This is a genomic window from Lacrimispora indolis DSM 755 (genome assembly GCF_000526995.1).
GTDB lineage: Bacteria > Bacillota > Clostridia > Lachnospirales > Lachnospiraceae > Lacrimispora > Lacrimispora indolis.
In genome coordinates this window covers 4939930-4964930 of sequence record NZ_AZUI01000001.1, presented here as the reverse complement: position 1 = coordinate 4964930, position 25001 = coordinate 4939930, and the positions used below count along the sequence as shown (strand labels likewise).

28 protein-coding genes are annotated in these 25001 nt (G+C 45.0%); 2 read left to right on the top strand and 26 right to left on the bottom strand.

The genetic code is table 11. From position 1 onward, the window contains the following. Positions 1-17: 17 nt before the first annotated feature. Together K401_RS0124175 and K401_RS0124170 are read right to left on the bottom strand one after the other, a co-directional pair. Positions 18-1505, bottom strand: a complete 1488-nt coding sequence (locus tag K401_RS0124175) for an ABC transporter substrate-binding protein (RefSeq protein ID WP_024295363.1) — start codon at positions 1503-1505, stop codon at positions 18-20. 230 nt (positions 1506-1735) lie between these two features. Next, entirely contained in the window at positions 1736-3283 is a 1548-nt protein-coding gene (locus K401_RS0124170; protein WP_024295362.1) for a response regulator transcription factor, read from the bottom strand. Between the two features lie 88 nt (positions 3284-3371). Here K401_RS0124170 and K401_RS0124165 point away from each other — a divergent pair, with 88 nt between their 5' ends. Then, entirely contained in the window at positions 3372-5135 is a 1764-nt protein-coding gene (locus tag K401_RS0124165) for a cache domain-containing sensor histidine kinase (RefSeq protein WP_024295361.1), read from the top strand. Positions 5136-5219: 84 nt separating this feature from the next. Here K401_RS0124165 and K401_RS0124160 read toward each other — a convergent pair whose 3' ends face one another. The 9 genes from K401_RS0124160 to K401_RS0124120 form a co-directional block, all read right to left on the bottom strand. After that, on the bottom strand, positions 5220-5930 hold the full coding sequence (locus K401_RS0124160) for an ABC transporter ATP-binding protein (RefSeq protein ID WP_024295360.1): 711 nt from the start codon (positions 5928-5930) through the stop codon (positions 5220-5222). A 13-nt stretch (positions 5931-5943) separates the two neighbouring features. Next, positions 5944-6702 carry an ABC transporter ATP-binding protein gene (locus K401_RS0124155; RefSeq protein WP_024295359.1) on the bottom strand — a complete coding sequence of 253 codons (759 nt, stop codon included), beginning with the start codon at positions 6700-6702 and terminating at the stop codon, positions 5944-5946. A 2-nt stretch (positions 6703-6704) separates the two neighbouring features. Continuing rightward, on the bottom strand, positions 6705-7781 hold the full coding sequence (locus K401_RS0124150; protein WP_024295358.1) for a branched-chain amino acid ABC transporter permease: 1077 nt from the start codon (positions 7779-7781) through the stop codon (positions 6705-6707). A 9-nt stretch (positions 7782-7790) separates the two neighbouring features. Further along, the gene (locus K401_RS0124145) at positions 7791-8672 is read right to left on the bottom strand and encodes a branched-chain amino acid ABC transporter permease (RefSeq protein WP_024295357.1); all 882 of its coding nucleotides are present in this window, start codon (positions 8670-8672) and stop codon (positions 7791-7793) included. A 100-nt stretch (positions 8673-8772) separates the two neighbouring features. After that, positions 8773-9996 (bottom strand): ABC transporter substrate-binding protein, encoded by a 1224-nt coding sequence (locus tag K401_RS0124140; protein WP_024295356.1) that lies wholly within the window; start codon positions 9994-9996, stop codon positions 8773-8775. A 219-nt stretch (positions 9997-10215) separates the two neighbouring features. Then, the gene (locus K401_RS0124135) at positions 10216-11226 is read right to left on the bottom strand and encodes an NAD(P)H-dependent glycerol-3-phosphate dehydrogenase (RefSeq protein WP_024295355.1); all 1011 of its coding nucleotides are present in this window, start codon (positions 11224-11226) and stop codon (positions 10216-10218) included. A 15-nt stretch (positions 11227-11241) separates the two neighbouring features. Further along, on the bottom strand, positions 11242-11883 hold the full coding sequence (plsY, locus tag K401_RS0124130) for a glycerol-3-phosphate 1-O-acyltransferase PlsY (RefSeq protein WP_024295354.1): 642 nt from the start codon (positions 11881-11883) through the stop codon (positions 11242-11244). Between the two features lies 1 nt (position 11884). Beyond that, positions 11885-13213, bottom strand: a complete 1329-nt coding sequence (gene der / locus K401_RS0124125) for a ribosome biogenesis GTPase Der (RefSeq protein ID WP_024295353.1) — start codon at positions 13211-13213, stop codon at positions 11885-11887. 100 nt (positions 13214-13313) lie between these two features. Continuing rightward, positions 13314-14699, bottom strand: coding sequence for a DUF512 domain-containing protein (locus tag K401_RS0124120; RefSeq protein WP_024295352.1), 1386 nt, complete (start codon positions 14697-14699; stop codon positions 13314-13316). Between the two features lie 204 nt (positions 14700-14903). Here K401_RS0124120 and K401_RS0124115 point away from each other — a divergent pair, with 204 nt between their 5' ends. After that, a complete protein-coding gene (locus K401_RS0124115) occupies positions 14904-16085 on the top strand; it encodes a ribose-phosphate pyrophosphokinase (RefSeq protein WP_024295351.1) in 1182 nt (393 codons plus the stop codon). 85 nt (positions 16086-16170) lie between these two features. Here the strand turns inward: K401_RS0124115 and pgeF are convergent, their stop codons facing one another. From pgeF to K401_RS33275, 15 genes are all read right to left on the bottom strand, one after another. Then, complete coding sequence (gene pgeF, locus K401_RS0124110; RefSeq protein WP_024295350.1) at positions 16171-17028, bottom strand: peptidoglycan editing factor PgeF; 858 nt, start codon at positions 17026-17028, stop codon at positions 16171-16173. A gap of 11 nt (positions 17029-17039) precedes the next feature. Next, positions 17040-17390, bottom strand: a complete 351-nt coding sequence (locus K401_RS0124105; RefSeq protein WP_029695223.1) for a YraN family protein — start codon at positions 17388-17390, stop codon at positions 17040-17042. A 13-nt stretch (positions 17391-17403) separates the two neighbouring features. Next, the gene (gene rnhB, locus K401_RS0124100; protein WP_024295348.1) at positions 17404-18045 is read right to left on the bottom strand and encodes a ribonuclease HII; all 642 of its coding nucleotides are present in this window, start codon (positions 18043-18045) and stop codon (positions 17404-17406) included. 75 nt (positions 18046-18120) lie between these two features. Beyond that, entirely contained in the window at positions 18121-18963 is an 843-nt protein-coding gene (gene ylqF, locus K401_RS0124095; protein ID WP_024295347.1) for a ribosome biogenesis GTPase YlqF, read from the bottom strand. Between the two features lie 9 nt (positions 18964-18972). Beyond that, entirely contained in the window at positions 18973-19524 is a 552-nt protein-coding gene (gene lepB, locus K401_RS0124090; protein WP_024295346.1) for a signal peptidase I, read from the bottom strand. Positions 19525-19601: 77 nt separating this feature from the next. Beyond that, entirely contained in the window at positions 19602-19949 is a 348-nt protein-coding gene (rplS, locus tag K401_RS0124085; RefSeq protein WP_024295345.1) for a 50S ribosomal protein L19, read from the bottom strand. Between the two features lie 139 nt (positions 19950-20088). After that, positions 20089-20835: a tRNA (guanosine(37)-N1)-methyltransferase TrmD gene (gene trmD, locus K401_RS0124080; RefSeq protein WP_024295344.1), complete on the bottom strand. Its 747-nt coding sequence runs from the start codon at positions 20833-20835 to the stop codon at positions 20089-20091. Between the two features lie 22 nt (positions 20836-20857). Further along, positions 20858-21367, bottom strand: a complete 510-nt coding sequence (rimM, locus tag K401_RS0124075; RefSeq protein WP_024295343.1) for a ribosome maturation factor RimM — start codon at positions 21365-21367, stop codon at positions 20858-20860. A 72-nt stretch (positions 21368-21439) separates the two neighbouring features. Beyond that, positions 21440-21667 carry a KH domain-containing protein gene (locus K401_RS0124070; protein WP_024295342.1) on the bottom strand — a complete coding sequence of 76 codons (228 nt, stop codon included), beginning with the start codon at positions 21665-21667 and terminating at the stop codon, positions 21440-21442. A 15-nt stretch (positions 21668-21682) separates the two neighbouring features. Beyond that, positions 21683-21925 (bottom strand): 30S ribosomal protein S16, encoded by a 243-nt coding sequence (rpsP, locus tag K401_RS0124065; RefSeq protein ID WP_013272775.1) that lies wholly within the window; start codon positions 21923-21925, stop codon positions 21683-21685. Between the two features lie 80 nt (positions 21926-22005). Further along, complete coding sequence (gene ffh / locus K401_RS0124060; protein ID WP_024295341.1) at positions 22006-23355, bottom strand: signal recognition particle protein; 1350 nt, start codon at positions 23353-23355, stop codon at positions 22006-22008. Between the two features lie 11 nt (positions 23356-23366). Then, positions 23367-23717, bottom strand: coding sequence for a YlxM family DNA-binding protein (gene ylxM / locus K401_RS0124055; RefSeq protein ID WP_024295340.1), 351 nt, complete (start codon positions 23715-23717; stop codon positions 23367-23369). Positions 23718-23772: 55 nt separating this feature from the next. After that, a complete protein-coding gene (locus K401_RS0124050; RefSeq protein ID WP_024295339.1) occupies positions 23773-24474 on the bottom strand; it encodes an alpha/beta fold hydrolase in 702 nt (233 codons plus the stop codon). Positions 24475-24483: 9 nt separating this feature from the next. Continuing rightward, positions 24484-24849 carry a VOC family protein gene (locus K401_RS0124045; protein WP_024295338.1) on the bottom strand — a complete coding sequence of 122 codons (366 nt, stop codon included), beginning with the start codon at positions 24847-24849 and terminating at the stop codon, positions 24484-24486. Beyond that, positions 24846-24998: a hypothetical protein gene (locus K401_RS33275; protein ID WP_166435293.1), complete on the bottom strand. Its 153-nt coding sequence runs from the start codon at positions 24996-24998 to the stop codon at positions 24846-24848. The genes K401_RS0124045 and K401_RS33275 overlap by 4 nt, the downstream gene beginning before the upstream one ends. Between the last annotated feature and the right edge of the window lie 3 nt (positions 24999-25001).

The window sequence follows — 25001 nt, the reverse complement described above, 5'->3', positions numbered from 1 at the left end:
ATAATAATTCACTCAGCTTATTCATAGTCAGAGATGACAATGTCTTCTACTACCTTATCCTGCTTCTCTTTTAAACTGTCCATGCCTTCCTGAACAGTGGCATAATTCCCCGCTACCAGTTCCTGCAGTGTGGTTGCCCACAAAGTGGTCGTCTCAAAGAAATAAGGCTGAGGGGTAAAACGGATGGTCGTTGATCCGATGGTCTTTTCAAACGTATCAATATACCCGTCGTGACTCTCCATCTTTTTTAAGAATTCCGGAGAATTGATTACGGAAGTACGCGCCGGGTCAAGAGCATTTTTCTCAGTCACCGCATAAAGAGCAAAATCCTTGCTGGTAAAATACATCATAAAATACCATGCTGCATCTGCATTCTTTGTATCTGCATTCATTGCCATGGACCATGTCCAGAAGTTTGAATTGGGGGTGTTTCCTTCCTTTGCTAAAGGCATCACTGTCCATGCCAGATTGCCGGCCTCTGCAGAAGCCCCTTCCCAGTCCTGATGAATCCCGGTGTTATCCGCTTCAAACATCATGGCAGCCTTGCCGGCTCCTAAGTCTGCGCCGCACTCATACCACGTATATCTGGACCATGACGGAGATCCGCCTCTCTTGATCATGTCCACCCAGAATTCGGTCATTGCCACTGCCTCCGGTGAATTCACCTTAGATACCAGTCGGTCATCCTCAATGGCAAAATCCTGGGCTCCAAAATTTGCAAATGTGCTCATGTACCCTGGATGAATGGTTCCCCAGTCTCTTGCCCCACGGACGGTCATTGCATAAGAATCCGGTCCGTTCCAGCCCTGAAGCTTGTCACAGGCAACCAGCAGCTCGTCATAGGTCTTAGGAACCTCTATTCCCGCCTGCTGAAAGGCTCTCTTGTTATATGCAAGGCTGTAAATTTCAATGGCCAGCGGAAGACCCAGCTGGGCACCGGAACCTACTGCATGTCCCGGGACTCCGTCCCATTGAAGCGCGGATACTGCACTTGGATATAAATCTGCAAAATCATATCCAGGGGCCACCTTATCCGGCGCGTTTAAAAACTCATTCAAATCATATACATAACCTGCCGCCGAATAATCCCACAGCTGGTAAGCACCTGACATGAATAAATCCGGTTCACCGGTCCTGCTGGCAAGGGCTGTGGATACCTTATCAAAATAATTGGCCTCCGGCGTAATAGAGTGTTCTACCTTGATACCGGTCAATTCCTCAAATTCAGGAATCTTGGTTACAATAGCCTCAGCCACACTGTGCTGTACCATATTTACCTTCAGCGTGGTACCGGCATACTTCTTCCAGTCAAAATCCCCTTCTCCTGTCTGGGACTGGGCTTCCGATCCTGCTGCTGAAGTTTCCTGCGCCGTTCCTGCCTCCTGAGTTGTAGCCGATACCTTAGCCGTACCCGATCCGGAGCTGCTGCACCCCATCAGGGCCCCCGCCGTCATAATGCCTGCCATACCAAAGGATATCCACCTTTTTATATTGCTTTTTTTCACGTTTGTCAAACCTCCTCTTTTTTTATATGTAAATATTACACGAATATGGTTTTTAATGAAATGAATAATTATACTATAATTGACAATTTATTTTGTAGTTTAATTAACAATCTTTCTGACGAGGGCGGTTATGATTTTTTTTAGAAGAATCTTACGAAAATATAAAAAATGTTATTATCGCCGGAACACAAAAAAAGGGCGCCTGTTCTTAAAACGGCGTCCTTCCCATTCTATACACGGTTCTTAAACTCTTTGCAAGTCATCCCTACGATCTCTTTAAACACCTTGCTGAAATAATAGGGACTTCCAAAGCCAACCTGCTCTGCAATTTCATATATTTTCAGATTGGATTTAAGAATCAGCCTTTTTGACATTTCAATCCGGTAATTTGTCAGATACACACTGAAATTGATTCCGGTTTCCTGCTTAAAAATAAACGACAAGTAGCTGCTGCTGATATTCACCGCTGCCGCCGCATTGTCCAAAGTAATATTCTGAGAATAGTTCTCTTCAATAAAACCAATGCACTCCCTGATCAGCCCGCTGTATGGGCTCTTCCTGTTATGTAAAAAGTCCCAGATTGCCATGTACACATCCATTACATACATCTGAACATGATTCATATGGGAGATTGCATAAAGATTGTGATACTCAAACTTTACCGGGTTCAGTCCGGGAATATCCCTGGTATCGTAATTTTCGATCAGGGATTTGGAGATTGAAAGCAGGTCAATAAATACCTCGGTCACCATTCGGTAATCCCCGCCTTCTTTCAGCTTACGGAAAATGGAATTCATATACTCGGCCAACGGATCCTTGTCCTCCTTTTCCATCAGCTCTTTTACTTTCCTGGCACTGACCCGGATATACTCTCCTCTGGACGGATTCAACAGCTCATCGTATGTCCAAACACTGCCGTTATGAAAAAAGCCCTTCAGCCGTGCGCTTTCCGCCTCCTGAAACATCTGAGGGAAACGTTCTTTTGTTCCGGCTCTGCTGATTCCAAGGTTGATGTCCGCATTAAAATACTGAACTGTATTCTTAATAATTGATGCTCCCCTGTCCTCCATCAGCTCTTTTGGATATTCATTCCGTTCATCATGATATATGACCCCAAAACAAAGAAGATCCTTTAAAATTACATACCTGGCAATGCTGTGGCAAAAAAATTTGGAAACCAGATTCATGACTGTTTCAATCAGCATGCTGACTGACCCGTCCGGCAGGGAATTAATGCTGCAGTGGCCTATCATAATCATGTAAGATGCTTCACAAAACATACGGTCAGAATATGGATAATCAGAAACAGTCTCCTGTACACCGGAGAGATTCAGCTTAAGCAGCTGCTCATCCAAATATTTTTCTTCCATCTTCTTTACAGAATGTCCCTTGCGGTATGATGCTTCCGATTCGCCTGATAAATTGACCAGAGATGACAGCAGGCTGTCCGGTGAAATCTCTGACTTTAAAATATACTTTTCCGCCCCCATTTCCATGGCCCGCCGTGCAAAATTAAAATCATCATGATTCGTAAATATAACGGACTGGATGTCCGAATATTTTGTTTTTGCCCTCTCAATTAAATCCAGACCGTTCATCCCCTGCATTTTGATATCAGTCATCAGAATGTCAATCGGTTCACGCTCCATGATCTCCAGAGCTTCTTCTGCACTGCTGGCCTCTGCCGCAATCTCATACCCGTAGGATTTCCAGTCCAGGGTCATCTTAAGTCCCATCCGGACCAAAAATTCATCATCCACAATCAATACCCGTTTCATATTATTTTCCCGCTTCCCTAAAGACAAACAAACATGGTACAATAAGTTGATTTAGTGACTAGTATACCATAAAATCCGGAGGTATGTGATGCATATTAAGAAAATTTCAACAAAAATTTTTATAGGAGTATTCGTTCTCTCTACATTTTTCCTAGTTTTGTCTTTGACCTTTGTCAATTATACTTTTTATAGGGAACTGAAAAAGAACGAGATACAGAACAACCTGCTTGCAAGCAACAAAATCCGTTCACAATTTGATTTAATCATAAATCTGATCCAGGCCACCTCCACCTACCTGTATGAAAATGAAGAGATCCAGGAATACTTATCCGGCCAGAATCCCCAATCAGCCGGCAAAATAAGTGAAAACCTAAATAACATTCTGGAGATGCAGCCTTTTATTTCTCATATCTCCCTGATGAGACCCGACGCAGCCATATTAAGTACAGACTCCGGAACAGAATCAGCTTTGCTGTCAGCGTATTATGGAGATTATATGGAAAAAAAGCAGGTTATCAGCGCGGAAGGACAATGGTTCACCACGCATTTTCAGAATCCCGCCAGGGATTCTGCCGATAAAAAGGTCATCTCCTTTATCAAGCCCCTCATGAACCGGGAACAACAATTCCTTGGACTCCTGATCATGGATTTAAATTACAATTACATACAGGAAATGTTCATGCTCAGCACCATTTTATCCGATGAAAAGACGCTTGTCATCAATTCCGACGGCGAGATTCTGTTTAATTTCCCCTATTACACTTCCTACGAGCCGGTTCTCAGACAGTATCCTCAGCTGTTGGATACCTCGACCAGCTATAGTCTGGAGGGAAAGGTCTTTAATCTGGACAGTACCATTGTATCCAATCCCATCAAGATTGCGGACTGGAGTATTATACGCATCATTCAGACCCAGCATTTGATCAGCAATACGAAAAAAATAACCTATTATGCCGTTATCATTATTATCATTTCCTGTATTACCAGTCTTATTTACGGCCTTTGGCTCACAGGCAAGATCACCCGCCCTATCAAGGTCCTCAGTGATGCCTGCAATAAGATAAAGGGCGGTGATTTTTCTCTCCGTGTGCAAATGGATTCCAGGGATGAGGTGGGAAATCTGGGCGTCACTTTTAATATGATGCTGGACAAGCTGAACAGTTATTTTATTAATGAACTTCAGGAGCAGAAACGCAAATCATCCCTTGAATTTAAAATCCTACAGTCCCAGATCAACCCCCATTTTTTATATAACACCCTGGATTCCATTCGATGGCTGGCCACTATGCAGAATATCACAAATGTGGCTGAAATGACCAGCGACCTTACCAATCTTTTAAAATACAATTTAAAGCAGGATACAACCTCTGCCCTGCTAAAGGATGAAATCGAAAGCATTCGTCGCTATATCGGTATACAGAAATACCGTTATGGAAACTACTTTGAGGTAGAATATCAGATTGCCGAAGACACGCTGGAATGTATTATCATTCCATTTTGCATCCAGCCTCTGATTGAAAATTCTATTATACATGGTTTTGATGATATGGATAAGAACTATAGAATTCGGATCGAAAGCTATGAAGAAAGTGATAAATTATATGTGAAAATCACAGACAACGGAGCCGGCATGGAGGACTCTGTCCTGGAAGAAATCAATTCCTCTAAGGTTAAAAGCAACAAATTCAATCAGATTGGCATTAAAAATATTAAGGAAAGAATCCAGATGCAGTATGGCAAGGAATATGGATTGCTTTATGTAAGTGAACCTGACGCAGGGACAGTGGTTACGATCATCTTTCCCAATAATAAGCGGGATACCATACCGGATTATGAAAGTGAAAATAAATAAAAAGAGAAAAATCCCCTCAACTTACCGTATGCTTTATACGTGAAATTGAGGGGATCTTAAATCCGGCAAAAAAATATTGTATGATTATTCGCTTAGATATGCTTTCTTTACGGAGTCATTGTTCATTAATTCTTTGGCATCACCGCTTAAAACAATGGCGCCCGTTTCCAGAACATAAGCGCGGTTTGCAATGGACAAAGCCTTTTTGGCGTTCTGCTCCACCAATAAAACCGTGGTTCCTGATTTGTTGATTTCCTGTATAATATCGAAAATCTCGTTCACATAAATCGGAGAAAGCCCCATTGACGGCTCATCCAGGACGATCACCTTTGGATGGCTCATCAGTGCCCGGCCCATGGCCAGCATCTGCTGCTCACCTCCGCTTAAGGTTCCTGCAGGCTGGTTCTTTCTCTCCAAGAGTCTGGGGAAACGCTTGTAGATCATTTGTAAGGTTTCTTCTATCTCGTCTTTATCCCGCCTTGTGTAAGCGCCAAGCTTTAAATTTTCATAAACGGTCAGAGCGGCAAAAACACGCCGTCCTTCCGGAACATGAGCCATTCCCATACCTACAATTTTGTCGCCCCGTATTTTTGTAATATCGTGGCCGTCAAACTGTATTCTGCCGGAGGCTGCCTTTATAAGACCGGTTATGGTATGAAGAGTCGTAGTCTTTCCTGCGCCGTTAGCGCCGATTAAGGCTACGATCTCCCCTTCCTTTACTTCAAAGGAAATATCCTTAAGCGCCTTGATGACGCCATAATATACTTCTAAGTTGTTTACTTCAAGTATTGCCATGCCTTAAGCCTCCTTATTCTCCCAGATATGCCTTGATGACTTCCGGATCATTGAGCACATCCGCCGTTTTTCCCTGGGTGAGGACCTGGCCGAAATTTAATACGGTCAGCCTTTCACAAATGCCGGAGACAAGCTTCATATCGTGTTCAATCAACAGGATGGTCATATCAAAATTGTCCCGTACAAAGCGAATGGTGTCCATAAGCTCTGAGGTTTCGTTGGGATTCATGCCGGCCGCCGGCTCGTCAAGAAGCAAAAGCTTAGGGCCTGTTGCAAGGGCGCGGGCGATCTCCAGCTTCCTCTGCTTTCCGTATGGAAGGTTGGAAGCAAGGATATCCTTTTCTCCATCAAGACCAAATACCTTTAAAAGTTCTATGGCCCGCTCATCCATCTCTTTTTCCACTTTAAAGTACTTTGGAAGGCGGAGTATCCCTGTGACCGTGCCATAGGGATAACTGTTGTGAAGGCCGGTCTTAACGTTATCAAGAACGGTCAATTCCTTAAACAGACGGATATTCTGAAAGGTCCTTGCAATTCCGGCCCTGTTGATATCCACTGTTTTTTTTCCTGTAATATTCTCATCACCTAAAAAAATGGTGCCTGCATTCGGTTTATACACACCGGTTAAAAGGTTAAAGATTGTGGTTTTACCGGCTCCGTTAGGGCCAATGAGACCATAAAGCTGCCCTTTTTCAATGGTGATGCTGAAATTATCTACGGCACGCAGGCCGCCAAATGAAATTCCAAGATTCTTGATTTCCAGTAAAGCCATGGTTATACCCTCTCCTTTTCTGCCCTGTTCTTATGGAAATACCGCTTCCTGAAATCAATCAGCTTCGGACTCCAGTTGAAAATCATCATAACGATCAGGATAATGGCGTAAATCAGCATCCGGTAAGTATTTAAACCTCTCAAAAGCTCCGGAAGCAAAGTCAGGATGACCGCAGAGATCATGGAACCGCGGATATTTCCGATTCCGCCGAGAACTACGAATACAAGGATCATAATGGACTGGTTATAACCAAAGTTCTTCTGCGTTGCAGTAAGCGCAGAAAGGTTATGGGAATACAGGACACCGGCCACGCCTGCCAGAGAGGCGGAAATAGTAAAAGCCATTAGTTTGTATTTCGTGATATTGATGCCAATGGATTCTGCCGCAATGCGGTTATCGCGCACTGACATGATGGCACGTCCCGACCTGGAATGAATCAAATTAAGAACAATCACAAGGGTGATCAGAATAAGGATCACACCAATGACAAAGGTAGAGTTTTTAGGCGTTCCGGTAATTCCCTGAGCACCGTTTAAGATTACCTTTCCATCTTTTGCCATATTAAGAGCCATTGCATTTTTCATGGAAAAATGAAGTCCTGCCCCATCTTTTCCAATATAAATCACGTTTACCACGTTTTTTATAATTTCCCCGAATGCCAGGGTTACAATGGCTAAATAATCGCCGCGAAGCCTTAAAACCGGAATTCCGACCACAATACCTGCCAGTGCAGCCGCGGCTGCTCCGATCAAAATGGCAAAAAAGAAACGGATTCCTGTGTTTGGAATGGCTTCCAGCATGGCAATGGAAAACAGGGAACTGGAAAATGCGCCCACACACATGAAGCCTGCATGTCCCAGGCTCAATTCTCCAAGGATGCCTACGGTCAAGTTTAAGGATATTGCCATGATGGTATATATGCAGAGAGGCACCAAAAGGCCTTTCATCAGGCTGCTTACCTGGCCGGCATTCACCAAAAGCTGTACAATTATAAATGCAGCGATCACAATGCCGTAAGTTATCAGATTGCTTCTTAAGGTCTTACTCAGACGAAATTTATTCTTCACACTTTTTTCCATATCATCCACCTATACTTTCTCGTTGATCTTCTTACCCAGGATTCCAGTAGGCTTTACAAGAAGAACAACAATAAGAACTGCAAATACGATGGCATCGGAAAGCTGGGAAGAAATATAAGCCTTGCTTAAGTTTTCAATGACGCCCAATAAAAGTCCGCCGATAAACGCTCCGGGAATAGACCCGATCCCGCCAAATACGGCGGCTACGAATGCCTTAATTCCTGGCATGGAGCCGGTATAGGGAGTAAGAGTGGGATAAGCGGAACAAAGAAGCGCACCTGCCACAGCCGCCAAAGAGGAGCCAATTGCAAACGTAAGGGCAATGGTTCCATCCACATTGATTCCCATGAGCTGGGCAGCACCCTTATCTTCCGATACAGCAAGCATGGCCTGTCCTGCTCTTGTCTTTTTGATGAATGCAGTCAGACCGATCATAATGATAACACAGCTGATAATTGTGACAATGGTCTCACCGGAAATGGTGAGCTTTCCCTGGGAAAGCTTAAGTGCCGGAACTGTCACGACAGAAGTAAAGGATTTTGGATTGGAACCAAAAACGAGCAGTGCGATGTTTTGGAGAAGGTAGCTCACACCGATTGCCGTGATCAGAACTGCAAGAGGACTTGCCATGCGCAGAGGACGGTAAGCAACACCCTCAATGACGACGCCAAGTACTGTGCATAAGATCACTGCAAGGAGTATGCCGGCAACCGGGCCAAGGCCCATTGTGCTGACAACTGTGAACACCACGTATCCTCCGATCATAATTACATCGCCATGAGCAAAGTTAAGCATCTTGGCAATGCCATATACCATGGTATACCCCAGGGCAATGATCGCATAAACGCTGCCCAGGCTTAGACCATTAATAAAATAGGATATGAAACTCATCATATCATCGCACCTCATTCGTTGTTTATTTTAAAAGAAGAGGGTCGTCCTCTGGACGACCCTCCATTGGGTCATTTACCAAATGAATGAAATTCAGTAATTACATTGCAGTGTAAACACCGTTTACGATCTTAACAGCCTTAGGAGCCTTATCCGGTTCTCCGTCTTTAGACCACTTCATGTTCTCGCCTGTTAAGCCGTTCATGGAAATTTCTGTCATAGATATCTTTAAAGCGTCACAGATTGCTGAAGCATCCATGTCTGCTGTGATCCCTGCCTTTTCAGCAGCAGCTTTGATGGCGTAAACCGCATCATAACCGTCGGCAGCAAACTGGTTCGGTATCTCACCGTATTTCTCTTTGAATGTTGCAACAAACTTCTGTGTCAGCTCATCCTGTGCATCAGCGGCAAACGGTGTCAGAAGCATTACATTTTCAGCCAGTGCAGTGTCAAAGTTTTCTACGGTCAAAATTCCGTCAAGTCCGTCACAGCCAAAAAACTGGGGCTCATATCCCATCTGCTTTGCCTGAGCAAGGATCAGGGCAGCCTGGGAATAGTAAATTGGAAGGAATACAAGCTCAGCGCCTGAATCCTGAGCCTTCTGAAGCTGTACGGAGAAGTTGGTATTGTTATCTGCGGTAAATGCCTCATCAGACACAATTTCAATTCCCTGATTAGCTGCTTCGGAAAGGAATTTATCATGGATACCAGATGAATAAACATCGGAGCTGTCATAAATAACGGCAACCTTGGTAGCCAGCTTGTTCTCGCCGATGTACTGTGCGGAAGCTGCTCCCTGGTTTGGATCAGAGAAGCATACACGGAACTGGTTGTCGAATTTTGCACAGTCCACTGCAGAACCGGAAGGAGTGAGCTGGAACATGTTGTCGTTACTGGACTCCGCACCTACTGCAATACATGGAGCGGAGGTAACGGTGCCGACTAACATCTGCATACCCCAGTCCTTTAAGGTATTGTAAGCATTAACTGCCTTTTCCGTATCGTGTTCATCATCCTGGAAGTTGTACTCGATCTGAGCGCCGCCTATTCCGCCGCCTGCGTTGATCTCGTCAATGGCCAGTTCTGCACCGCGCATAACAGCCTGTCCATAAATGGCTGCTCCGCCGGTAATCGGTCCGATACCTCCGATTTTAAAGGAGCCTTCTCCAGAGGCCTTTGCTGCTTCTGTAGTCTCTCCTGATGCCGCGTTTGACTCTGCGGCAGTGGTGGTTTCTGAAGTTTTGCCGCCCCCGCATGCAGTTAAAGACGCTGCCAAAGCGACTGCCATGCCAAGACTCAGTAACTTCTTCATAGATTTTTTCATAATCCATTCCTCCTCATACAACGTTTATATATACAGTTCTGTGACATGATTTACTTGATAAAGGCAGGAAATTTAAAGCCGTAACCAAGTAGATACCGGTTCGATTCCCAAAAGACAGATCGAACTTCGTCGACTATACATAGTCTTTATAATAAAATGGCTTTATAAAAATGTCAACTGCTTTTATTTCAATTATGAAAAAATCAACTGAATTCTTAACTATTTATCCCAGGGCAGATCAGAGCTTTCAATGGTTTTATCCCTTAACATTAAATCCTTCACAGCCTCTGATGCGGGTTTGCCGTCAAAGAGGACCGCATTTACCTGTTCCACAATGGGCATGGAAATGCCGTATTTTACCGACAGGGCCAGGGCTGCTTTGGCAGAGTAAATACCTTCCACCACCATCTTTACTTCCTTTGTGGCCTCTTCCATGGTTTTTCCCTGGCCAATGAGGATTCCTGCTCTCCGGTTCCTGCTGTGCATACTTGCACAGGTCACGATCAAATCCCCGATCCCGGACAAACCGCAAAAGGTCTGGAATTTGCCGCCCATAGCCGTTCCCAGCCTGGATATTTCCGCAATGCCTCTTGTGATCAGGGCCGCCTTTGTATTGTCACCGTAGCCCAATCCATCGGCAATTCCGGCAGCAAGGGCGATGACATTTTTAAGGGAAGCTCCCAGCTCGATCCCCTGGATATCAGGGCTTGTATAAACCCGGAAAACTTCGCTCATAAAAATACCCTGGATGTATTCAGCTGTCTTTCTGGTGCGGGCACCTGCCACACAGGTGGTGGGCAGGCCTTTGCTCACCTCTTCCGCATGGCTGGGACCGGAAAGGACTGCCACATCTGCCATTGGAAGCTCCTCTTCCAGAATTTCAGAAAGGGTCATAAGAGAGGACTCTTCGATTCCTTTTGCCACATTAACAACTACCTGGCCATATCTGCAAAACGGATTCATCTTTCTTGCAGTGGAACGGACGTATACGGAAGGAACGGCAGTTACCAGAAGATCCCGTCCTGTCATGGCTTCTTCTAAATCTTCCGTAAAAATCATGTCCCCAGGCAGCTCCAGATCCGGAAGAGTATGATGCCTGTGGGTCGATTTCATCTCCGAAATTTCCTCGGGAAGAGCCGACCAGACAGTCACTTCATGCCCATTATTATATAGAAGGGCTGCCAGCGCAATTCCCCAGCTCCCTGATCCGATCACTCCGATTTTAGCCATTTTCCTCACCTCATTTTATTTTTTTCCAGATCCAATGGAAATTTTATTCTCTCTGCCACGGACAAGCCGTCCGATATTTGCCCGGTGGCGCCAGAACGCTTGACCGCTTATCAGGGCTGCCACTATGTAGAATTCCGGCAACGTTCTTGGGTCAAGACCATAAGCCCCCGTCTTTCCAAAGAGGAACAGCCATACAAATAAAATTGTTGCGACCACCAGAGAGCCCAGAGAAACATATCTTGTAACAGCAACGATCAAAACAAATGCAGCCAGGCATAAGAGTGTCAGTCTTAAATCAACAGCTACGATCAGCCCGGCAGTGGCCGCAATTCCCTTTCCTCCCTTGAAATTTAAGTAGAACGGGTAATTATGCCCCAGAATAACGCCAAAGCCCATATACAATATCAGGAGATAAATCATCTCCGGCTGGGAGCGGAACAGGACCCGCATCAGCAGGCAGGGCAGCAATGACTTTAAAAAATCACCGAAAAAGACGACTGCTCCGGCCTTTGCCCCCATGACCCTTAAAGCGTTGGTGGTTCCGGAATTACCGCTTCCGTAATTGCGGATATCGATTTTATGGACCTTTCCGTAAAAATAGCCGGACTGTATGAGCCCGAATAAATAACCGGCAATAAGACAGATCATTCGCTCCATACTACTGTTCCTTTCCGCTTCTTTCTCTATAAATAAACTTAAGGGAGGTTCCCTTGAAACCGAATGCTTCCCTGATCTTATTCTCTAAGTATCTGGTATAGGAAAAGTGAGTCAGTTCCTTATCATTTACAAAGATCACAAAGGTCGGGGGCTTTACAGCAACCTGGGTGATATAATAAAGCCTTAACCGCTTGCCTTTGTCAGACGGGGGCTGCTGAAGGGCAACGGCTTCTGTCATGATTTCATTTAAAACGCCCGTAGCCACCCGGAGTGTCTGGTTTTCCCGAACCATATCGATCACCTCAAACAGCTTACTCATCCTCAGTCCGGTTTTTGCTGAAATAAATACGAACTCTGCATAAGGCATAAAAGACAGGGTGTTTTTAATCTTGTTGGTATATTCATAGATGGTCTTGTCATTCTTTTCAATGGCATCCCATTTGTTGACCGCAACCACAATGCCCTTTCCCCGCTCATGGGCAATGCCTGCAATTTTTGCATCCTGCTCGGTCACGCCTTCCTCAGCGTCAATGACCACTACCACCACATCGGCCCTTTCAACAGCCGTTACGGTCCTGATGATGCTGTAACGTTCCAGTTCCTCTTTGATCTTGCTTTTCCGTCTCAGGCCGGCTGTATCAATGAACACATATTCCGTATCATTGTGAACGATCTCCGTATCCACCGCATCTCTGGTAGTGCCTGCAATGTCGGAGACAATGACCCGGTTTTCTCCCAGAAGCTGATTTATAATAGAAGATTTGCCCACGTTTGGCTTTCCCACAATTGCAATTCTCGGCCTGTCATCCTCTTCCTCTTCTGTATCTGCAGTGCCAAAATGCTTTGCCACCTCATCAAGGAGATCTCCAAGGCCCAGCCTGGAAGCTGCAGATACCGGAACCGGATCGCCGATTCCCAGGTTATAGAACTCATACACATCATTTCCAAACTTCTGGAAGCTGTCAACCTTATTGACCGCAAGGACGACGGGCTTTTTAGATTTCCGAAGTATATCCGCTACCTTGGAATCCGCATCCACCAGCCCCTGACGAACATCCACGATAAAAATGATGACATCTGCGGTGGCAATGGCAATCTCCGCCTGTTCCCGCATCTGGGACAGGATGATGTCGCTGCTGTCCGGCTCAATACCTCCTGTATCAATCAGGGTAAAATTCATATTCAACCAGGTACAGTCCGCATAGATCCTGTCCCTGGTAACGCCTGGTGTATCCTTTACAATAGAAATGGTATCACCGGCCAAAACATTAAACAACGTAGACTTTCCCACATTGGGGCGGCCTACGATGGCAACTACTGGTTTACTCATAAATATTTCCTTTCTCCTCTTTGCCCATGCTTTTGGGGCATAAAGGTATACCCGAAGGGTATTTCTCCCTCTCGCCCATGTTTTCCGGGCAGGGCCCACCCTACCCTATGGGGTGTAAAGGGATACCCGCTGGGGTGCTTAACTCATAACCTTCATAAGAAGCTCCATTCTCTTCTACCGGCCCGAGAACAGCCTGTACAAAATCCTGACCGCTTGATTTTACAATATCTACCTGTACTTGTAAAGCATTTTGTACATCCTGCCGTGTCAGATCGTCAAGAAATACCTCTTCACCGCTTCGAAACATACATTCCGGAAGCAATAACCGGCTGCCAATCACCTTATCCTTAAGCTGCCCGATCAGATCCTGTCCGGTGATCAAGCCTGCCACCGTGATCTGTTCACCGAAAAAGGCATTGGTAATGGGATAAATGTGAATGATCCGTCCGGGAAACTTTTCCTGGATCAGTTTTGCATGACTTTCAATATAGGGGGCGGCAAGTCTGCCTGTTGCAATTGAAATCTCTTCGGATTTGCTGTCACCCTCCATATTTTCCAGGGCAGCCCTGACTTCTTCTTCCAAAAGCCGGAGCATACCCACTCCGTTTTCCAGCTGGATATACCCGTCATAACGCCCTTCTTCCGGAAGGGACAGTCCGGCCAGGATATAAAGCTCATCGCTGGCGTGAATGAAATGGCTGCCATGGGTCTTATACAGCTTTTTCTGCCACCGTTCTATGATTTCCAGTATCTCTTTTGCATCTTCATTGGTAAAGGGCTGTAAAGGATATAAGCCATCCCGGTATTTTGACATTCCCACAGGAACCGCTGATACGCTTTCCATGTATGGAAGGAAGTTTGACAAATCCTCTATGGTCCTCTCCAGTTCCTTTCCGTCATTGACACCCTTGCACAGCACGATCTGTCCGTTCATGGGGATCTCCGCCTCATACAGCCTTTGGATCTTGTCCAGGGCCTTGCCTGCAAACCGGTTGTGAAGCATCTCACATCTTAAGGAAGGATTGGTGGTGTGAACGGAAATGTTAATAGGCGCCAGTTTAAATTTAATGATGCGGTCGATGTCATGATCGCTCATATTAGTCAGCGTCACGTAGTTTCCCTGTAAAAAGGAAAGCCTGGAATCGTCATCCTTAAAATACAGGGTCTCTCTCATTCCAGGGGGCATCTGGTCGATAAAGCAGAAAATGCATTTGTTCCGGCAGGATTTATATTCGCTCATCAACCCATTTTCAAAGGTGATTCCCAGATCCTCGAATTGATTCTCTATTTCCAGCTCCCATTCTTCCCCGTTTTTCTTTTTTACAGTCATGAAAATGGACTCGCTGTTAATATAATACTCATAATCAAAAATATCTTCCAGCTCATGACCATCTATGGACAGGACCGCATCTCCTGGCTCCAGTTCCAGCTGTTCTGCAATAGAGCCGGGATCGACTGCTTTAATAATATGTCCTCTTTTGCTCATCTTAATTTTTACCTTTCTGCAACTATCCCATATATCATAACAAGATTGTCACTCTTTGTAAAGGAAGCCTTTTTTGTTTTTTTCCTGGAAAAGCAGCAAAGACTATTGACGCATTCTGTCAATCAATGGTATAAAAGGGTGTAAGATTTAAAAAGCAGGCAGTCTTACGGCTGGCTGTTCATTTATTATGGAGGACTCTTTGTCATGGCACATGATTATGTATTTAACGACCAACTACCTGTTGCTCCCTTAAAGATTGCAGCGCTGGAAAGCTGCCGGGAACTGGCCGGAAAAGTAAACGATCACATCGTAGGTTTCCGCAGAAATGATATCCAGGAGCTCATACGCCGGAAAGCCGATCTTCACTACCGCGGGTATGATGTGGACTCCTACCTTCTCAAATGCGAATGCCCGCGTTTTGGAAGCGGAGAAGCAAAAGGCATTATCAAAGAATCTGTCCGGGGAACGGATGTCTTTGTAATGGCAGATGTCACCAATCACAGCATAACCTATTCGGTCAATGGTTATACCAACCACATGTCACCTGATAATCATTTTCAGGATTTAAAAAGGATTATCGGCGCATGCAGCGCAACGGCCCACAGGGTAAATGTCATTATGCCGTTTTTATATGAGAGCCGCCAGCACAAAAGAACAAAAAGGGAGTCCCTGGACTGCGCCATGGCTTTGGAAGAACTGGTTTTTATGGGAGTCAGCAACCTCATCACCTTTGACGCCCATGATCCCCGTGTTCAAAATGCTATTCCTTTAAGCGGCTTTGACAATTTCATGCCTACCTACCAGTTTGTCAAGGCAGTGTTAAAGCAGTATCCGGACTTAAGGATCGATAAGGAGCATTTAATGGTCATCAGCCCGGATGAAGGCGCTATGGACCGTGCTGTGTACCTGGCAAACAACTTAAGCGTGGATATGGGTATGTTCTATAAGAGACGGGACTACTCCAAAGTGGTGGACGGACGCAACCCTATCGTTGCCCACGAGTTCTTAGGTTCCTCCGTAGAAGGCAAAACAGTGCTGATTGTAGACGATATGATCTCTTCCGGAGAGAGCATGCTGGATACTGCAAAGGAATTAAAAGATCGAAAGGCGGACAAGGTAATCGTATGCTGTACCTTCGGCCTCTTCACCAACGGACTGACCAAATTCGACGAGTATTACAACCGCGGCTACATTGACTGTGTCGTTACCACCAATCTAAACCACCGTCCCAAGGAATTACTGGAAAGAGAATGGTATGTGGAGGCGGACATCAGTAAATACATTGCGGCAATTGTGAATTCCTTAAATCATGACGTGCCTATAAGCAGAGCCCTTTCTTCTACAGAAAAGATACAGAATTTATTAAAAAAATATGTTTTAGTTTAAAACAGGTAAAGAACAATAATGAATGGCTTAAATACCGCGGTATTTAAGCCATTTTATAATTAGACCGGCCTGGTCATCAAACTTTTTATTTCTCCGCAAGCCCTAAAAATGCCGCCAGATTCCCTCTCTCATTTCCAGTCGTCCGATGGGAAAATAAATAGTCTGAATTACAATGGGTACAGATATCCGTGACCTGGATATTTTCCTGCTTCACTCCTGTTTCCAACAGGATAATCTCATTTGCCCTCCAAAGATCAAGCAAATACTTCTCATCTTCCTTTTCAGCTAATATCCCTTCCCAATGTCTTTTATCAAATCCCTTCCTAAACTCCTGGGCGACCTCGCTTCCTACCTCATAGCAATCCCTGCAGATGCTGGGGCCAATGCAGGCGATCACCTCCTCTGCCCTTGTTCCAAAAGCTTCTCTCATTTTCTCTAGGGTGATTTTCCCCATACGGTTCACAGTCCCTCTCCAGCCGGAATGGCTGAGCCCAATGGCCCGATGGACAGGATCCAGAAAATAAAGGGGCACACAATCCGCATAAAAAGTCACCAGGGTAATTCCCGGGACATTGGTGATTAATCCATCCACATTTTCATAATCCCGTTCCTTTATGATCCCTTTCCCTGCGTCCTCTTCCGTCACCAGCCGGACATTGGTGGTATGAGTCTGATAGGACAGGACCATCCGTTCCACATCAACTCCCAGGGCCTTTCCCATTCTGCTATAGTTTTCCAGGACATGGGCCCGGTTATCTCCCCTGGTAAATGTAAAATTCATGGTAGCAAACTTTCCCTGACTGACTCCTCCCAGCTTCGTTGAAAAACCCTGCTTTACAAGCCCTGTTTTTTCTAAAATCGGAAAAGATAAATAAGGTACCTTTTCTACTGTTTTATAATCCATTCTCATTTCCTGAACTCTTCGTTTCCACATATCTTTCATCACACCTTTGTTTAAAATGCGTCCTTAATCAGCCGGATTTCCTCTCCCAGGATCGCCACCACATCAAACCGGCAGGGAATATCCTCTCCCAGACGGTGTCGGTATAAATACCCTTTTGCAGCATTCCTGATTTTTCTCTGTTTCAAAAGATGAACAGCTTCCGCCGGATCACCCTTCTCCAGAGTCCGCCGGTATTTTACTTCCACAAAGACTAATTCTATCCCATTCTTTGCGATAATATCAATCTCACCCAGGCGGTCCCGATAATTCCGTTCCAATATTACATATCCATTTTTTTCCAAATATGCGGCAGCCGCATCCTCAAACTCATTTCCGACTTCCCGATGATTTTTCAAATACATCCCCCATTTTTCGTCAATCCACAAAGTTCTTTATAAAGCTGCGCCTGTGAATGGGGCATGGGCCAATTTCCTTTAATGCCTTTATATGGGCAGCCGTCCCATACCCTTTGTGCTTGGCAAAACCATATTCCGGAAACAATTTGTCATACTCTTCCATCATATGATCCCTGGTAACTTTTGCTAAAATGCTTGCAGCAGCAATGGACACACTTTTGGAATCTCCCTTAATAATGGGCACCTGGGAAGCAGCAATGCCCGGAATCGTAACTGCATCGTTTAAAAAAACTTCCGGCTCTGCATCCAATTTGCTTATAGCCTGCCTCATAGCCTCATAGGTTGCCTGCAGGATATTTATTTCGTCAATCCTGTCCGCTCCCACGACACCCACTGCAAAAGAGGAGGCTTTTTCCATAATCTCTGTAAACAGAGCTTCTCTCCGTTTCTCAGACAGCTTTTTTGAATCATTCAAATAAAGGATCTCACAGTCCCTTGGAAGGATCGCCGCACCTGCCACCACCGGTCCTGCCAGCGGCCCCCTGCCAGCTTCATCTATGCCGCAAACCAGTACATGATCTCCATACCGGCGTTCAAACTCTTTCATTTTCTCCAGGCGTTCCCGTTCTTCCTGAAGCTTTTCTTCTGTTAATTTTCTCATTTTTGTCTCCAGTTCTCATTTCACGATTGAAAAAACAGGGTCTTGCTCTTTTTCAAAAAGCAAAACCCTATTGCTCTATTCCGCAGGACGCTCCAGAGTCATCCGCCCCAGCCTTCCGTTCCTGAAATCATCAATCAGAAGGTTGGAAGCCTTCATTAAATCCAGCTCCCCGCCCTTTGCAAGACAGGCTCTGACCCGAGCCACCTGTTTTAATCCCTCCAGCACATCTTCTGATTTTATGCCATATTTCTCAGAAAGAACATGGGGATATTCTCTTGTCAGGAAACGGATGAGTTCCATGGCAAGTTCATCCTTATTCAGTATCTCGTCATTGACGGATCCAATGAGAGCGAGCTTAAGTCCTACCTGCTGGTCCTCAAATTTCGGCCACAGGATTCCGGGAGTATCAAGGAGCTCCAGGCTTTTATTCAGCCTGATCCATTGGTTTCCTTTTGTCACGCCTGGCCTGTTTCCTGTTTTCGCACACGCTTTTCCTGCAAAGGAGTTGATAAAGGTAGATTTTCCCACGTTGGGGATTCCTACCACCATTGCCCGCACCGGGCGGTTTAAAATCCCTCTTCTGCGGTCACGCTCAATTTTCTCTTTGCAAGCCTCCTGAACAACACCATTGATCTGCTTAAGACCTGCTCCGCTTTTTGAATTCACCTTAACAACGTGGCAGCCTTTTGCTTCAAAATAAGACTCCCATGCGCTGTTGCAGCGTTCATCTGCAAGATCGGATTTATTAAGCAGAACCATGCGCGCCTTTCCGGCTCCTAATTCATCAATATCAGGATTCCGGCTGCTTAAAGGGACTCTTGCATCCACCAGCTCTATTATCAGATCAATTAATTTAATATCTTCTTTCATAGCCCTTTTGGCTTTGGTCATATGACCTGGATACCATTGTATATTCATAACATTCCTCTACTTCGAACGAATTAGTTCCATTTTTACAAACGGCAGAATCCGGAACCATACCTTTCCCTGGATCTGGCCTCTGCTTACATTTCCGATATTGGCAAAGCGGCTGTCTTCACTGCTGTCTCTGTTGTCACCCAGCAGGAAATATTCATCATCTCCAAGCTTGACCGGCTTTTCCGCAAGCCCTGCCAGGGAAATGCGGCCAGGACCTGCAGGTTCCTTAAGCTTTTCGCCGTCAATATAGATTTCATCGTTTTTTATCTGCACGGTTTCCCCAGGCAGGCCGATGACCCGCTTTACGTTCATTTTCTGGTCTTCTCTTTGAAATACTACCACATCAAACCGGTTGGGATGGCTAAAATCATAGACCAGACGGTCCATTAAAACCACATCATCCGAGGTAAGAAGAGGGAGCATGGAATGACCTGCAATCGGGATCTGTGTTCCATAAGCATAGACCAGAAACCATGCAAATGCGATCACCACAACAATGTCAACGATCCAGTTGACTACATGCCGGAGCTTATTATTATCTTCACTGTGATAGAAATCCATGTATGAAACACCCCATCTATAAGTAACTCATGTCAAGAAAGGGACAATTTGCATTGTCCCCCTCATCTGATCCGGAATTATTTAACTGATTCTTTAACCTTGGCGGCCTTACCAACTCTGTCTCTTAAGTAATACAGTTTTGCTCTTCTTACTTTACCCTTTCTTACAACTTCAATGTTGTCTACGGAAGGGGAATGTAATGGCCAGGTCTTCTCAACACCAATGCCGTTAGAATTCTTTCTTACGGTAAATGTCTCTCTGGCGCCGCCATTCTGTCTTTTAATAACGGTTCCTTCGAAAATCTGAATTCTTTCGCGGGTTCCCTCTTTGATCTTGTTGTATACCTTAACGGTATCGCCAACGCAGAACTGCGGAACTGCCTGCTTTAACTGTGCTGCTTCAATATTCTTAATAATTTCGTTCATTGTGTGAACCTCCTTGATATTATTTGATGTTCTTAATACTTTGCAATTGGAATCCGTAACAGAGGAACATCGCCTTTTCATCACAACGTTATATATTTTATCATAAAGGACCTTAGAATGCAAGTCCTTTCTTTCCTAATCATTCCCGTTTTTCCATCTCATTTTCAAGTTTTTTTAAATATTCTGCCTCTTTTTTTGACAGGCTGGCATCAGCCAGAAGGTCCGGCCTGCGTTCCAGGGTCCGTTTTATGGACTGTTCTCTCCGCCAGATATCAATATTCTTATGATGCCCGGATAAAAGGATTTCAGGAACCCGAAGTCCCCTGTACTCTTCCGGTCTGGTGTACTGGGGATATTCCAGAAGATTATCATGGAAGGATTCAAATTCAGCAGAAGTCTCGTTGTTTAAGACGCCGGGAATCAGTCTGGAAATGCAGTCGATCATGACCATGGCCGGAAGCTCGCCTCCTGTGAGTACATAGTCACCAATGGAAAGATAATCCGTGGCAATCAGCTCCAAAGCTCTCTCATCGATACCTTCATAATGTCCGCATAGGAAAACAAGGTCCTCTTCCTTTGCCAGTTCCTCCGCGATCTTCTGATTAAAAACCCTTCCCTGGGGAGTCATATAAATGGCCCTGGGCTTTTTTCCGATCTTCTCACACAAGTCATCATATGCCTCACAGATGGGCATGGGCTGCATGACCATTCCGGCTCCTCCGCCATAAGGATAATCATCCACATGACGGTGCTTGTCCGTGGAATATTCCCGGATATCAATGGCTTCAATGGATAAGAGGCCCTTTTCCGCCGCTCTCCCGATGATGCTGGTATGAAGGCCGTTTTGAACCATCTCAGGAAACAGGGTTAATATGTGATAATTCATTGTTTATTTCCACTCCTCTATCTTAATCCAGAAGCCCGTCCATGATGTGAACCGTAACAAGACCTTCTGTCAAATCCACATTCAGCACACATTCCCTGATTGCCGGAAGCAGGACTTCCTTCCCTTCTGTCGTTTTTACTTCGTAAACGTCATTGGCTCCGGTCTTAATCACATCGGTCAGGATTCCAAAGTCCTTCCCATCCTCGGTGACTACACGAAGCCCGATCAGATCAACAATGAAATTTTCATCCGGTCCCAGCTCTACGGCCTGATCCCTGGTAATAAGCAGGTCTTTTCCCTTGTATTTTTCAATGTCATCAATGGAATCATATCCTTTAAATTTAAGGATTACCATATTCTTAAAAAATTTTACGCCCTGGATTTCCAGTTCCATACGTTCCCGTCCGGCATCCAGGATCACATTCTTTAAGTCTTTAAAACGGTTTACATCATCTGTAGTTGGATAAACCTTTACTTCTCCTCTCACCCCATGGGTGGATGAAATTACGCCAACTCTTAACAAATTCTCCATCTGTCTCTCCATAATATTTGCGGCTGAATACCAAAAGGACCGTCGTCCCGACAGGCCGGCGGTCTTTTCCGGTTACTGGATATCTACAGTAACCTTTTTGTCTTCTTTGGAAGCTGCTGCTTTTACAACAGAGCGGATGGCCTTTGCGATCCTGCCCTGCTTGCCGATTACCTTACCCATATCGGAAGGTGCTACCGTAAGTTCAAGGATGATTTCATCCTCTTTTACGGTTTCAGTAACAGCAACCTGATCCGGATTATCAACCAGTGCTCTTGCAATTACTTCTACTAATTCCTTCATATGCTTCACCTCTCACTACTGGATACCGGCGATCTTTAAAAGCTTGCTTACAACTTCGGTTGGCTGAGCACCTGCTGTTAACCACTTCTTAGCGTTCTCCTCATTAAACTTGATTACGCTTGGTTCTGTGGTAGGATCATAGTAACCAACCTCTTCGATGAATCTGCCATCTCTTGGAGATCTGGAATCTGCAACTACAATTCTATAGAAAGGAGCCTTTTTCTGACCCATTCTTTTTAATCTCATTTTTACTGCCATTGTGAAATTCACCTCCTTAAATCTTGAATTCTAAAACTAATTTATAGCGAATGCAGAAAACTGCCTTGCTAACTTTAAAATTAAAACGGTAATTTCAGTTTGCCCAATAATCCGCCGTGACGTTTTCCGCCGCCCATCATGCCGGGAAGCTGCTTCATCATTTTTTTCATCTGGTCAAACTGCTTTACAATGCGGTTTACCTCGCTGATGTCCACGCCGGCACCTTTTGCAACACGCTGTTTTCTGGAAGCGTTCTTCATAAGCTCCGGATTCAACCGTTCTTTGCTGGTCATGGAAAGAATAATAGCTTCCACCCGATCCATGGCTTTTTCATCAAAATCCATGTCCTTCATCTGTCCCATGCCTGGCATCATGCCAAGGATACTTGCCATGCCGCCCATTTTCTTTATCTGGTTCATCTGGTCTAAGAAATCGTTGTAATCAAATTCTGCCTTGCGAAGCTTTTGGGATAATTCCTTTGCTTTTTCTTCGTCAACCTGAAGTTCCGCTTTTTCAATAAGTGAAAGAATGTCTCCCATACCAAGGATTCTGGAAGCCATACGGTCCGGATAAAACTGTTCTAAATCCGAAAGCTTTTCCCCCATGCCCACATAAAGGACCGGCTTTCCGGTCACTGCACGGATGGAAAGTGCCGCACCGCCTCTTGTATCGCCGTCCAGCTTGGTAATAATAACGCCGTCAATGCCGATCTTATCATTAAACATTCCTGCCACATTGACCGCATCCTGGCCTGTCATGGCATCTACAACCAGAATGGTCTGATGAACCTCCACCGTCTCTTTGATTTCAATCAGCTCGTTCATCATGTCTTCATCAATATGAAGACGGCCTGCCGTATCCAGAATGATTACATTCTGGTCATTTTTTGCCGCATAAGCCACAGCGGCCTTTGCAATATCTGCCGGTTTATGGTTTTCTCCCATGGAGAACACGGGAACCCCCTGCTTTTCACCGTTGATCTGCAGCTGCTTGATGGCAGCCGGACGGTAAACGTCACAGGCAACGAGAAGAGGCTTTCTGCCCTTTGCCTTAAGTTTTCCGGCAATCTTGGCAGTGGTGGTGGTTTTACCGGCACCCTGAAGGCCGGCCATCAGGATGATGGTCATATCGCTGGCAGGCTTTAACTGAATCTCAGTAGTCTCAGAACCCATCAGCTTTATCAGCTCTTCATTTACGATCTTTATTACCATCTGTCCGGGAGTCAGGCTGTTCTGGACATCCTGTCCAATGGCCCGCTCCTGTACAGCACTTATAAACTGTTTAACAACCTTAAAGCTTACGTCGGCTTCCAGTAAAGCCATCTTCACTTCTTTAAGGGCTGCTTTTACATCGGCTTCAGACAAGCGTCCTTTGCCACGTAAGCTCTTAAATACATTCTGTAATTTATCGGATAAGCTCTCAAAAGCCATATAACGCCCTCCTAATGAGCTTCCAGCTCGATGATTTCGCCCGATATCTCCTCGATGCGACGGATCAGATTCATGTCTGACCTGTCGGCAAACTCTTTTGTCAAACTCTGAATCTCTCTGGCCAGTTTTTTTGTCTGTTCAAACTTTTTTACCAGATGAAGCTTTTCTTCATAACCTTCCAGGATCTTATCACACCGTTTAATGAGGTCATGAACACCCTGACGGCTGATTCCCTGTTCTTCTGCGATCTCACTTAAAGAAAGGTCATAGAAAACCACATCTTCATAAATATGCCTTTGATGCTCCGTTAAAAGAGCGCCGTAGAAATCATATAGTAAGCCTTGTCTTGCAATCCTTTCCATATCATCACCTGGGATATCATACAATACTTTTCATAAGGTGTCAAGTGTTTTTTCTTTACACCCTTGCTTTATTTAAATCATTTTTTTCTCTTTGAAGAGGTTTTTCAAGAAACTTTTTCATGAAATAATAAAGTTTCCTGCTATGGATGATGTAGCTGCCATGATCCTCTCCCGGAAGGATCCGGAGACAGCTGCCTTTTATCTTTGAGGCAAGGTAATTGGTATGTGATTCACGGACCATATCTCTTTCTCCTGCCAGCAGAAGTACCGGAACGCAGATGGTCTCCAGGTCTTTTCCTGTGATCCTGGGTTCTTTCAGCATCATCAGAAGCTTTGGATCATGATTTAAAGTTTCCATGACAGTAAATAATTTGAGCCAGTACCATTTTAAGCCCTGGGGATAAGCATTCGCGCCGCAGAGCACCAGCTTTGAAAAGAGCTCCGGGTATCGGACGGCAGCAAGGATCCCGATGATCCCGCCGTCGCTGAAGCCGCAGAAATAAGGCCTTTTAAGGTTCATTATTTTGACAAATTCCGCCACATCCTCAGCCATCTCATCATAGCCCAGAGTCTTTACCCGGGAACTTTTTCCATGATCCCTGGAATCCAGGGCGTAAACGGTATAATCTTTGCGTAAAAGCTCCGCTGTTTCATCAAAGATCCTGTGATCCTCCCCGTTTCCATGAACAAGGACAATGGCCGGACCGGAGCCTGACACTTCATAAAACAATTTGATTCCATTTACATCAATATACACGGCTTCTCCTTATTTTGGGGGAATGATCTCGATCCAGTAGCCGTCGGGATCGCTGATGAAATAAATTCCCATGGCCGGGTTTTCAAAGCAGATAATCCCCATTTCCTTATGCTTTTTATAGCAGCTTTCGTAATCATCAGCCTGAAATGCCAGATGAAATTCACATTCTCCCAGGTTATAAGGCTCTTTTCGTTCTGTTAAATAGGTCAGTTCCAGAGTGAAATCACTTTTTCCATCGCCTAAAAACACCAGCCGGAAGGAACCGTCTGCCGCTGTTTTTTCCCTCACAGGGGTAAGCCCCAGCGCATCCTTATAGAATTTTAAGCTCTTTTCCAGATCAAGTACATTAAAATTAAAGTGGTTAAATGTAATCATACCGCCGTCACTCCTTTTCTTTTTATACCAGATACGTTTTCCATTTTCGGATTGCACATCTGTCTTTGTCTATCCATCATACCATACTCCTTATGCCACTTGTCAACTGCAACCGCGCATCTTACCCAGGGAATAGGAAAAAAACTCATTCC

Bases quoted from the DNA above. Each gene is read 5' to 3' on its own strand.
- K401_RS0124170 (WP_024295362.1), bottom strand. From the start codon at position 3,283: ATGAAACGGGTATTGATTGTGGATGATGAATTTTTGGTCCGGATGGGA.
- K401_RS0124165 (WP_024295361.1), top strand. From the start codon at position 3,372: ATGCATATTAAGAAAATTTCAACAAAAATTTTTATAGGAGTATTCGTT.
- K401_RS0124160 (WP_024295360.1), bottom strand. From the start codon at position 5,930: ATGGCAATACTTGAAGTAAACAACTTAGAAGTATATTATGGCGTCATC.
- K401_RS0124155 (WP_024295359.1), bottom strand. From the start codon at position 6,702: ATGGCTTTACTGGAAATCAAGAATCTTGGAATTTCATTTGGCGGCCTG.
- K401_RS0124150 (WP_024295358.1), bottom strand. From the start codon at position 7,781: ATGGAAAAAAGTGTGAAGAATAAATTTCGTCTGAGTAAGACCTTAAGA.
- K401_RS0124145 (WP_024295357.1), bottom strand. From the start codon at position 8,672: ATGAGTTTCATATCCTATTTTATTAATGGTCTAAGCCTGGGCAGCGTT.
- K401_RS0124140 (WP_024295356.1), bottom strand. From the start codon at position 9,996: ATGAAAAAATCTATGAAGAAGTTACTGAGTCTTGGCATGGCAGTCGCT.
- K401_RS0124135 (WP_024295355.1), bottom strand. From the start codon at position 11,226: ATGGCTAAAATCGGAGTGATCGGATCAGGGAGCTGGGGAATTGCGCTG.
- plsY (WP_024295354.1), bottom strand. From the start codon at position 11,883: ATGGAGCGAATGATCTGTCTTATTGCCGGTTATTTATTCGGGCTCATA.
- der (WP_024295353.1), bottom strand. From the start codon at position 13,213: ATGAGTAAACCAGTAGTTGCCATCGTAGGCCGCCCCAATGTGGGAAAG.
- K401_RS0124120 (WP_024295352.1), bottom strand. From the start codon at position 14,699: ATGAGCAAAAGAGGACATATTATTAAAGCAGTCGATCCCGGCTCTATT.
- K401_RS0124115 (WP_024295351.1), top strand. From the start codon at position 14,904: ATGGCACATGATTATGTATTTAACGACCAACTACCTGTTGCTCCCTTA.
- pgeF (WP_024295350.1), bottom strand. From the start codon at position 17,028: ATGAAAGATATGTGGAAACGAAGAGTTCAGGAAATGAGAATGGATTAT.
- K401_RS0124105 (WP_029695223.1), bottom strand. From the start codon at position 17,390: ATGTATTTGAAAAATCATCGGGAAGTCGGAAATGAGTTTGAGGATGCG.
- rnhB (WP_024295348.1), bottom strand. From the start codon at position 18,045: ATGAGAAAATTAACAGAAGAAAAGCTTCAGGAAGAACGGGAACGCCTG.
- ylqF (WP_024295347.1), bottom strand. From the start codon at position 18,963: ATGAATATACAATGGTATCCAGGTCATATGACCAAAGCCAAAAGGGCT.
- lepB (WP_024295346.1), bottom strand. From the start codon at position 19,524: ATGGATTTCTATCACAGTGAAGATAATAATAAGCTCCGGCATGTAGTC.
- rplS (WP_024295345.1), bottom strand. From the start codon at position 19,949: ATGAACGAAATTATTAAGAATATTGAAGCAGCACAGTTAAAGCAGGCA.
- trmD (WP_024295344.1), bottom strand. From the start codon at position 20,835: ATGAATTATCACATATTAACCCTGTTTCCTGAGATGGTTCAAAACGGC.
- rimM (WP_024295343.1), bottom strand. From the start codon at position 21,367: ATGGAGAATTTGTTAAGAGTTGGCGTAATTTCATCCACCCATGGGGTG.
- K401_RS0124070 (WP_024295342.1), bottom strand. From the start codon at position 21,667: ATGAAGGAATTAGTAGAAGTAATTGCAAGAGCACTGGTTGATAATCCG.
- rpsP (WP_013272775.1), bottom strand. From the start codon at position 21,925: ATGGCAGTAAAAATGAGATTAAAAAGAATGGGTCAGAAAAAGGCTCCT.
- ffh (WP_024295341.1), bottom strand. From the start codon at position 23,355: ATGGCTTTTGAGAGCTTATCCGATAAATTACAGAATGTATTTAAGAGC.
- ylxM (WP_024295340.1), bottom strand. From the start codon at position 23,717: ATGGAAAGGATTGCAAGACAAGGCTTACTATATGATTTCTACGGCGCT.
- K401_RS0124045 (WP_024295338.1), bottom strand. From the start codon at position 24,849: ATGATTACATTTAACCACTTTAATTTTAATGTACTTGATCTGGAAAAG.
- K401_RS33275 (WP_166435293.1), bottom strand. From the start codon at position 24,998: ATGAGTTTTTTTCCTATTCCCTGGGTAAGATGCGCGGTTGCAGTTGAC.